This window comes from Acidimicrobiia bacterium (genome assembly GCA_040878325.1).
Taxonomy (GTDB): Bacteria; Actinomycetota; Acidimicrobiia; order Spongiisociales; family UBA11373; genus JAUYIV01.
The window spans coordinates 168,875-177,700 of the sequence record JBBDMM010000001.1 but is presented as its reverse complement, the minus strand read 5'-3'; the positions used below and the strand labels follow the sequence as shown (position 1 = coordinate 177,700).

The following is an 8,826-nucleotide window of genomic DNA, read 5'->3' as shown; positions in this document are numbered from 1 at the left end:
CCCCCCGCCCCCCCCCCCCCCCCCCCCCCCGGACGTGCCAGCCCACCGAGATAGTGGACAGGCGGTGAAGAGAGCCTCGTCTTGCCGAGGGCGGAAGGCGGAAGGCGGAAGGCCACCTCAACTTGGCTAGCTGCTCGCGTCACCTCGGCCCAAAACCCGCTGCGCCATCCCGTTGAGCAGCTCGAGCACAACCCGGTTTGCTAACAGGGCCGTGATGTCGGAGGTGTCGTAGGCGGGGGCGACTTCGACGACGTCGGCGCCGAGGACGTTGAGGTCGCGGCCGAGGCGGCGGACCGTGTCGAGCAACTCGCGGGCGGTGAGCCCTCCTGGTTCGGGGGTGCCGGTGCCGGGTGCTGCTCCCGGGTCGACCACGTCGATGTCCACCGAAATGAATACACCTTTGGCGCCGTCGGCGGCGTGAGCAACCGCGTCGTCGACCACCGGCCCGAGGCCCCGTTCGACGATCTCGCCCATGAAGAAGGATCGCATCCCCTCGCCCCGCATCCACTCGACCACCGGCGGATCGGGCCAGTACCCCCGCAGCCCGATCTGGACGAAGCGGTGACCGGGCACGGCACCCGATTCGATCAGCCGACGCATCGGCGTTCCGTGTCCCAGAAGCTTTCCGTAGTGGCTCTCGCCGGTGTCGGCGTGGGCGTCGAAATGGATGAGGGCGATCTCGCCGTGGCCGTGGACGTCGGCCACCCCACCGGCGTCGGGGAAAGTGATGGTGTGATCGCCGCCCAGCACGACGGGAACCGCCCCCGCCCCAGCGACGGTCGACACGACAGCGCGGATCCGATCGATGCTCTCTTCCATGTATCCGGTAAGCACGTGCACATCCCCGATGTCGACCACGCCGAGCACTTCGAGCGGATCGATCCCGGTGTCGAGGTGAGGCCGCTTCCCATCGGGGTCGAGGTAATCGGCCTCACGAATCGCCTTCGGTCCGAAGCGGGCGCCGGGCCGGTTGGTGGTCCCCCAGTCGAGCGGAGCGCCGAGGATCACCACCGCGGCATCGCCGATCTCCCCAATCTCCCGCCGAGGCACCCCCACGAACGAAGACCGCGCAGAGAAAGAGGTGTAATCGAAGCCGACCTTGAGGAGAGGCTAGGGGAGTCTCCAGTCTCCAGTCTCCAGACTGGCCTTCCGCCTTCCGCCTTCCGCCTTCAGCAAGAGCGGACGCGACCTTCCGGCGAATTGCGAATTGCGAATTGCGAATTGCGAATTGCGAATTGCGAATGCTGCCCTTGGCGGCCGACAATCGCTCCATGGACATCGCGGTCAATCTGGTCGAGACCTATTTGCGGCTCAATGGGTATCTGACGCTCAGTGAGTTCGAGGTGCAGGCGCGTCGGGTTGATGGGGAATTCGAGTCGATCACCGACATCGACATCATGGCGTTGCGCTTCCCCGGAAAGATCTACGCGGGCGATCCGCACGACGAGCCCGACACCCGGCTGCTTCTCCTCGATGATCCCGAACTGCGGCTCGAGCCGGGCCAGATCGATGTGGTGATCGGCGAGGTGAAGCAGAGTGAAGCCGAGTTCAACCCGGGGATCCGCGACCACAAGGTGCTACACCAGATGCTGCGCCGCATCGAGTGGTTGTTCACCGTCGAACTGACGTCGATCGTCGACGACCTGTCGTCCGCGAAGCTGTGCGTGGCGCCCGCTCGGGGTGGCGGCGAGGTCAGGGTGCGGCTGGTGGCGTTCGGACGGGCGCCGCACTGTGACCTTCATACGATGACCCACGCTCACATGGTGCAGACGCTGATGCGGTTCTTCTCGGGTACCGACCTGGCGTTCCGCCCGGTGCAATTCCGCGACCCGGCGCCGGCGATGCTCAGCCTGCTGTTGAAGAGCGGCTTCGAGGTCACACCGCGGGGTCTCGACGCCCCGCCCGAGGCCTAGGCCGGCTCAGGCCTCGTCGTGGCGCCAGAGGCCGAGACCGGTGGTCTCGTCGAATTGGCGCATCGGGGGGTCACCGATGAGTTCCTCCACCCGCACCTCGAGCGACCAGACCTCGCAGCCGGTGTTGAGGTGGCCGCCGAATGCCTTGCCGTCCTCGTCCGAGAAGACCGCGTGGGTGTGAACGAAGGGCTTGCCGTCGAGAAGCGAGACGTTCCCGACCCCCGACAGGACCTCGAGATGATGGTCGATGGTGAAGTCCTGGTATTCGAGGCGGTTCTGGTCGTAGTAGCGCAGCGACGCCTTGCGCACCGCCCCCAGGTAGCTGATCCACGCCACCGAGATCCCGTGCTCGGTCACGAATCGGGTGATCTCGTGAACGATGTCGTCGCCTGCCTCGAGCCTGAAGAGATGGGTGGTGCCCGACTCGAAGCGGCGATGAGCCTTCATCCCGCCGCCTTCACCAGTGCCGCCGCGCGCTCCGGATCGACCGGGGCAGTGCTCAGGCCGGCTTCCTTGACCGATGTGCCGACGATGACGCCCGAGCAGACCTCCAGGAGTTCTCCGACCGTGGCGGCGTCGACTCCCGATCCGACGAACAACGGTGCATCAGGAACCACCTTGCGGATCTCGTGCAGCCGGTCGAAGTCGACCGGATGGCCGGTTCCGCTGCCGCTGGCCACGATCCCGTCGGCACCGCCCCGCTCCCACAGGTCGCGGGCGGCCTGGGCCAGGGTGAGGCCGGGCGGGGGGACCGCATGTTTCACGAACACGTCGGCGAGCACCTGAAGGGTCGGATGGACTGCTGCTCGCAGCCGGGCCACTTCGGCGGGGCGCCCGGTGATGGGCCCCTGGTCGGTGCTCATCGTGCCGGCAAGGACGTTCACTCTGATGAACGACGCTCCGGACGCCGCCGCGACGGCGACTGCGGCGAGGGCGTCGTTTCGCAACACGTTGATCCCGAGGGGCAGGTCCACCGCCTCGCGGATCGCGGTGGCTACCCGCGTCATTGCGGCCACCGTGACCTTGGGCACATCGTCGGCGAAGAAGGGGGCATCGCCGAAGTTCTCCATCATCAGAGCGTCGAATCCGGCGTCGGCGAGGCGGCGGGCGTCGAGCAGTGCACCGGCGAGCGTCGAGTCGAGATCGCCGTCGAAGCGGGGCGCTCCGGGCAGCGGGCCGACGTGCACCATGCCGATGAGCCGCCAGTGCCCGAGCGAAGGCGCCCTCATACGAAGATGCCGGCCACCTCGAGCGCCATCTCGGCCACCTCACCGGTCGCGGCGAGCGATTCCGACTTGGCGGGGTCGAGACGGCCGACCACCAGGCGGCACCATTCGCCCGCCTGGCCCCGAATCACCTGATCGCCGCCTTCGGGTCCGAACACCCACCGGGCGTACGCCGGGCCGGTGACCTCGACCCGGACTGGCTCATAGTGCTCGCCGGCAGCCTTGAAGGCATGGGGGAGGGTCGCCCACCCGAGCCAGGCGATGTGGCGCAAGCGGGGGGTATCGACGATCTCCTTGTCGAGGCCCTCGAGGATCGCCAGGCCCCGGGCCCAGGTCTCGGCGAGTCGCAGCGTCGCAAACGACCGCGCACTCACCTTGCCCTCGACCCAGGTAACCCGGTCGGTGGGCTTCATCCTGCTGAGGGCGTCGACGACGTCGGCCCGGGCGAACCGCCACCATTCGATGACTTCCTGCGGCCGCTTGCCCTTGGCCTTGGCCGCCCCCGCCTTCACGAAGGCGTCGAGGTCGTCGTAGGAAGCGAGTTCCTTGCGCACCGTGCGGTCCCCGGCGAGGGCGCGGGCGGCGTGCTGTTCCTCCCACGCGAGGATGGCGATCGCCTCTTGGACTGTGTTCCCCTCGACGCGCTTCTTCCAGTCTCGATCTGGAGCGCGTTGCAGCGACTGATCGAGGCCCTGTTGCTCGGCGACGAGGTCGGCCAGGATTTCCCGCATGAACCCTGAAGATTAATCCGCCCCAGGGGCCCCGGACTCGGCCACCGCATCATTGACCGTGTCGAGCAGCAACCTGAGCCTTCCCAGGCTCCGCCGGTCGAAGTGCAAACGCAGGCGGGGGAGGTCGACATGGTCGTTGTCGGCGATCTCGGCGTCGCTGGGTTCCACCGACTCGATCCGCCCTGAAGCGAGCACGTCGGAGTATTCGTCGTTCAGGCGCTGCACGAGCGCGTCATCGGGTGGGGTCCGGAGTCGCAGGACCAGCCGATCGCCGACAAACCGCTGCGAGTGATAGTTGGCGTAGAAGTGGGTGATCTCGCGGGCGGCGACATCGAGGTCGTGGGTGTGGGTGAAGAGGGCGAGATCGTCGGGGGCGATCATGCCCCGCTCGATGAGAGTCCCTCGCACGAAGTCCAGCCATCCCTTCCAATAGTCGAAGCCTGGTGCCTCGAGGAGGACGATCGGATGGATTGTGGTCTTCCCGGTCTGGGTGAGGGTCAGCAGTTCGAACGTCTCGTCCTGCGTTCCGAAACCGCCCGGGAAGAGGGCGAATGCGTGCGACTCCTTGAGGAACATCAGCTTCCGCGTGAAGAAGTACTTGAAGTTGATGAGCCGGGCGTCGTCCACGTAGGGGTTCGCCGCAGCCTCGAACGGCAGCCTGATGTTCACCCCGAACGAGAATTCCCCGCCGGCGCCGCGGTTGGCGGCCTCCATGATCCCGGGGCCGGCCCCGGTGACGACCATCCACTTCTCGACTTCAACCATCCGTTCGGCAAAGTCGGCCGCCAGTTGGTAGTTGGCATGCTCGGGACCCGTGCGGGCCGATCCGAAGACGGACACCTTGGGGATGTGCCGGTACTGGGAGAACACCAGGAAGGCGAACCGCAACTCCTTGAGCGCGCTGTTGAGCAGTTTCAGGTCACCCCGGCTGGCCCGGTCACGGCCGAGTTTGAGCGAGGTGACGATCAACTCCGAGATCAAGTCGAGGTCGTTGTCGTCGTGGTGTTCGAGCACCTCGGCCGCAAGCGCGGCAATCCGAGCGTCCAGCTCCGGATCACCGAGGTCGTAACGGGGCATGGGGGGGAAGGTAGTCGGCAGTCGCCAGTCGCCAGTCTCCAGTCTCCAGGAAGAAGGGCCTTCCGCCTTCCGCCTTCCGCCTTCCGCAAGACTCAGCTCGACGGGTCCGACGCTTCGAACGCGTTCTGCCAATCGCCAATCGCCAATCGCGGGAGGTCGCCGACGGCGGCCGACCTTGCCAGACTCATTCCATGACCATCTCCCGCCTCCATCAGGTGGCGCAGCGGGCTGAGGATTTCGAGCGGGCGATCGCGTTCTACCGCGACACTCTGGGGCTGCGCTTCATTGCTTCGTTCGATCCACCGGGGCTGGCGTTCTTCGACCTGGGGGACACCCGCCTCCTGATCGAGCGGGGGGCACCATCGGCACTGCTCTACCTCGCGGTCGACGACATCGACGCCGAGTACGCCGCCCTCCGCGATGCCGGAGTGGAAGTGACCGACGCCCCCCACATGATCTTCCGCGACGCCGACGGCACCTTCGGCGCCGCCGGCACCGAGGAGTGGATGGCCTTCTTCAAGGACTCAGAGGGGAATGTGGTAGGTCTCGTAGAGAGGAGGGCTTGACCGCCATCCGCGATGCGCGATGCGCGATGCGCAACCCGCCAGCCCTGTGAAGCGCGTTCACCTGCTTCAGACTGGAGACTGGAGACTGGAGACTGGCGACTGAGGACTACTTCTTGAACGGTGGCCCTTCTGGGCCTCGTCTTGCTACTGCTGACCACACTGTTTCGTAGTGGTCGAGGTCGTAGGGGTCGATGTGGCTGAGGACGAACTCTTCCCAGGTGCGGCGGAGGGGATCCTCGTCGTCGGCATACATCCACAACCCGGCCGGAATCCGGTCGAGCACGGTCCGCAGGCTCATCGGGGTTCCCACCCGGGTGCGGGCATCCGACGCGGTGAAGGACTCGTTCACCTCGATGGCGAGCCGGGCGATCGTCTTCACGAAGGGCGCGTGGAGCTTCGGATAGCGGCGTTCCAGCATCGCCTCGGTCTGCTCGACATCGGGGAAGTGCTTCTCCCAGATGACCCACCGGTCGGCGAACGCTTTGTTGAGGGTCTGGGTCCCGGCGTAGTCGCGTAGATCGGTGGGATTCAGCGTGCCGAAGATCCGCGTGTCGTCGCGCAGATGGACGGTCTCCCCGGTGGGGAGGTCGAGGGCCTGGTACCGATCGAGCAGTGCATGCAGGGCGAACAGCGTTTCGGCCCCGGCGGCGTTCAGCTCAGAGAGGTTGATGAGGGCGGGCCCGCGCAGTGCCCGGGTGATGTCGCCGTCCTCCCACCGGCTCTCGGTGCCTCCACGGCCGTCGCCGTGGAGCTTGACCGACCCGATCAGGGTGATGTCACGCACCTCTCCGGTGAGCGGGATCCGGTAGTACGGCATCCGCAGCATCGCCGCGAACTGCTCGAGGTCGTGGTCCTTGCCGGTGCCCATGTGGCCGCGGAGCGCGAGGTGGAGCGGCGTGTCGACCAGGCCGGCACGCCGCACCTGCTCGATCGCGGCGAGGCGGTACAACATGCCGAGGTCGACATAGTTGGGGTCGGCCTCCGGGATCTTGCCGGCTCGCTGATCGTGGTCGGGGATGTCGGCAGGCACCTCGAACGCGGTGAGCTGGATCACCTTGCCCCGTCCGGTTGGGTCGACGAACTTCACTTTCTCAGGCACTGTTGCTCCTTGTCATCTCACGGCGTTCGGACAGCAAGCTCTCGTGGGCCCACCAGGTGTCGCCCCCCGAGAGGGCGATGCTCTTGCGAAGGGCCGAGCGGACCCCGTCGATCATCGCCTTGGTCAATTCTTCCGGTCGGCCCACCACCTGGCGGCGTGAATAGGCGGCTTCGACCGTGGCGTCCCCGATGCCGATTCCCAGAACGGTGGTACCCGAGGCTTCCACCGCATCGACTGACGCCGCCAGGGTCTCCACCGAGCCGCGGGTCATCCCGTCGGCGAGCACCACCAGCATCCGCACCTGGGCGCTGCGGCGGGCGAGGCGCTCGGCCGCGTGGCTCACGTTCAACTCGTCGACGTTGGCTGCCTTCTCGAACATCGAGACAGGCGGTGACCCGGTCGGATCCTTTCGGGCGACGGTGGCGGCTTCGGCCGGGCGGGCCGCGGTCCAGAAGAGTCCGGCGAGGCTCGGCTCGGCCGACTCCCACCGCTGATCGAAGGTCTTGACGAGGTAGTGATTGATGGTTCGGGTGAGGCGGTCGGCGGCGCCGCCCTGGCTACGGCGCAGGGCTCCCCGGGTCTGGTTGAGGCGGTCGACATAGCTGCGTTCGCTGTCGTCGACCCGGGAGGCAAACGCCCGGTTGAACAGTGCCACCTCGAACTCCACCTGCAACTCGTCACAGAGTCGGGCGAGGGTCCATGCCCCGAGGGTGGCGGCCGCCATCGCCCACGGGGCCTTCAGCCCGCCCGGGAGCGGCCGCGGCTGCAACATGCTGGCTGACCCATCGACCAGGAGGCTCACCGCATAGGCGCGGCGGGTGGGGAGCGACCGCCGCTCGAACATCCGCTGATACAGGCCCGCGCCCAGGAACAGGGCGGCGTGTGGGGACAGGTCGCCGGCGTCGTAGCCCGACCGGAGGCCGCGCCGCTGATTGGCGACGAACAGCGGATAAAGCTCACCGGAGATGTGACGGGGGGCCACATCCCACTTGCGGGCGGCCTCATCGATGGCATCTCGCCCGTTGGATGCGAACGCGGTGAATCGGTCTGGCATGGCCGAGACGATCAGCCGTCCGCTCTGGCCCGTCGGGAGGTACACGTCAGGCCCTTCCGAAACCCGCAGGATCTGGTCGGTGGCGGGGTCACCAGCCTCGTCGATGTCGGCTTTCGTGCCCCTCTCGGCCGCCATCGCCTGGGCGGAACGCTTGGTGGCGTCGTACGACTCGGCGTCGCGCAGGATCGGCGTGATGATCCGTACACCGTCAACGCCCTCGTCGATGCGGTCCCGGTCGACTTCCTCGCGCGCCTCGGTCTGGGTCGGGGTCTCGGTGGTGGATGCCTCGGTGAGCAGCCCATGCAGGCGGGCGATCGCCAGCAGGGCGAGCCCGATCCCGGCCGTCTCCCAGGGACCGTCTGCGGCTTGAGCCTGTTCGATGAGGTCCCGGGACTCCTCGAGGGCGGTGGCCACCGGCGTATCGGACAGGCCCTGGAGGGTGTCGACGTCCTGGTAAGCGCCCACCGCGAGAAAGCAGCAGAGGGCGAACTGCCCCATGGGGCGCGCCTTCCCCATCGCTCCCGGAATCGAAGCGCGGTAGAGGTCCCCGAGCACCGAACGGGCGCCCGGATAGATGCCAAGATGCTGAGCCTCCTGGCGGGCGTCTTCGATGGCGAGGAACATCGCTTCGGCGGCCGGGCCTCCGGCCCGGTCGACGGCATCGAGCAGCGTCACCGGATCCTCCGGGAGTGGCTCATCGAGGTCGGGGAACCATTCCGGGGGGAGGGGCCGCTTCTCGTCGAGGTCGGTGGCAACCAGGTGCACCACCTCGTGGAGTGCAGATGCCAGGGCTACTTCGGAGGGCGTGACGGGTGCCCTGCGGGCGTAGGCCGCCTGGAAAATGCCTGGGTCCATAACGATCTCCCCGGCGTCCGCCACCGTCCGCGAACCGAGGCGGACCCGCAATTCGTCGTTGTCGGCCAACGAGCGGGCGAAGCGGGTCACCGCCGGAGCGACCCTTTGATACCGGGCGACCACCGCCTCGACTGCCCGCTCTTCTGGGGGCAGTATCTCGGTCAGCAGGGCTTCATCTCGGGCGCGCACAGCCGCTCATTGTCTCATGAAGTGCTGTGCCCGGTCGCCTCTCAGCCGCCAGGCCAACCGGTTACACTCCATTGTTCTGGGTCGCGGTCCACTGCCGGCGGCCGGCTCCCAATATG

General features: G+C 67.2%; 9 protein-coding genes. 2 read left to right on the top strand and 7 right to left on the bottom strand.

Translation table 11 applies throughout. The features are described from left to right. Positions 1 to 126: 126 nt before the first annotated feature. Positions 127 to 1,050 (bottom strand): agmatinase, encoded by a 924-nt coding sequence (speB, locus tag WD184_00860; GenBank protein ID MEX0825300.1) that lies wholly within the window; start codon positions 1,048 to 1,050, stop codon positions 127 to 129. Positions 1,051 to 1,271: 221 nt separating this feature from the next. Between speB and WD184_00855 the strand changes: the two genes are divergently transcribed. Next, positions 1,272 to 1,913, top strand: a complete 642-nt coding sequence (locus WD184_00855) for a hypothetical protein (GenBank protein ID MEX0825299.1) — start codon at positions 1,272 to 1,274, stop codon at positions 1,911 to 1,913. A gap of 6 nt (positions 1,914 to 1,919) precedes the next feature. On the opposite strand, the gene WD184_00850 is transcribed toward WD184_00855, so the two are convergent. Genes WD184_00850 through WD184_00835 form a run of 4 tightly spaced genes read right to left on the bottom strand, consistent with a single transcriptional unit; the run spans position 1,920 to position 4,947 of the window. Continuing rightward, positions 1,920 to 2,360 (bottom strand): PPC domain-containing DNA-binding protein, encoded by a 441-nt coding sequence (locus tag WD184_00850; GenBank protein ID MEX0825298.1) that lies wholly within the window; start codon positions 2,358 to 2,360, stop codon positions 1,920 to 1,922. Further along, a complete protein-coding gene (locus tag WD184_00845) occupies positions 2,357 to 3,142 on the bottom strand; it encodes a BtpA/SgcQ family protein (GenBank protein ID MEX0825297.1) in 786 nt (261 codons plus the stop codon). Before WD184_00845 ends, WD184_00850 begins: the two co-directional genes overlap by 4 nt. After that, the gene (locus WD184_00840; GenBank protein ID MEX0825296.1) at positions 3,139 to 3,870 is read right to left on the bottom strand and encodes a maleylpyruvate isomerase family mycothiol-dependent enzyme; all 732 of its coding nucleotides are present in this window, start codon (positions 3,868 to 3,870) and stop codon (positions 3,139 to 3,141) included. The genes WD184_00845 and WD184_00840 overlap by 4 nt, the downstream gene beginning before the upstream one ends. Positions 3,871 to 3,882: 12 nt before the next feature. Beyond that, positions 3,883 to 4,947: a TIGR00730 family Rossman fold protein gene (locus WD184_00835; protein MEX0825295.1), complete on the bottom strand. Its 1,065-nt coding sequence runs from the start codon at positions 4,945 to 4,947 to the stop codon at positions 3,883 to 3,885. Positions 4,948 to 5,138: 191 nt separating this feature from the next. On the opposite strand from WD184_00835, the gene WD184_00830 reads away from it, so the two are divergent. After that, positions 5,139 to 5,513 (top strand): VOC family protein, encoded by a 375-nt coding sequence (locus tag WD184_00830; GenBank protein MEX0825294.1) that lies wholly within the window; start codon positions 5,139 to 5,141, stop codon positions 5,511 to 5,513. A 106-nt stretch (positions 5,514 to 5,619) separates the two neighbouring features. On the opposite strand, the gene WD184_00825 is transcribed toward WD184_00830, so the two are convergent. Continuing rightward, positions 5,620 to 6,612 carry an AAA family ATPase gene (locus tag WD184_00825; GenBank protein ID MEX0825293.1) on the bottom strand — a complete coding sequence of 331 codons (993 nt, stop codon included), beginning with the start codon at positions 6,610 to 6,612 and terminating at the stop codon, positions 5,620 to 5,622. Next, complete coding sequence (locus WD184_00820; GenBank protein ID MEX0825292.1) at positions 6,605 to 8,710, bottom strand: hypothetical protein; 2,106 nt, start codon at positions 8,708 to 8,710, stop codon at positions 6,605 to 6,607. Before WD184_00820 ends, WD184_00825 begins: the two co-directional genes overlap by 8 nt. Positions 8,711 to 8,826 lie beyond the last annotated feature (116 nt).

Bases quoted from the DNA above. Each gene is read 5' to 3' on its own strand.
- WD184_00835 (MEX0825295.1), bottom strand. From the start codon at position 4,947: ATGCCCCGTTACGACCTCGGTGATCCGGAGCTGGACGCTCGGATTGCC.
- WD184_00830 (MEX0825294.1), top strand. From the start codon at position 5,139: ATGACCATCTCCCGCCTCCATCAGGTGGCGCAGCGGGCTGAGGATTTC.
- WD184_00850 (MEX0825298.1), bottom strand. From the start codon at position 2,360: ATGAAGGCTCATCGCCGCTTCGAGTCGGGCACCACCCATCTCTTCAGG.
- WD184_00845 (MEX0825297.1), bottom strand. From the start codon at position 3,142: ATGAGGGCGCCTTCGCTCGGGCACTGGCGGCTCATCGGCATGGTGCAC.
- WD184_00855 (MEX0825299.1), top strand. From the start codon at position 1,272: ATGGACATCGCGGTCAATCTGGTCGAGACCTATTTGCGGCTCAATGGG.
- WD184_00840 (MEX0825296.1), bottom strand. From the start codon at position 3,870: ATGCGGGAAATCCTGGCCGACCTCGTCGCCGAGCAACAGGGCCTCGAT.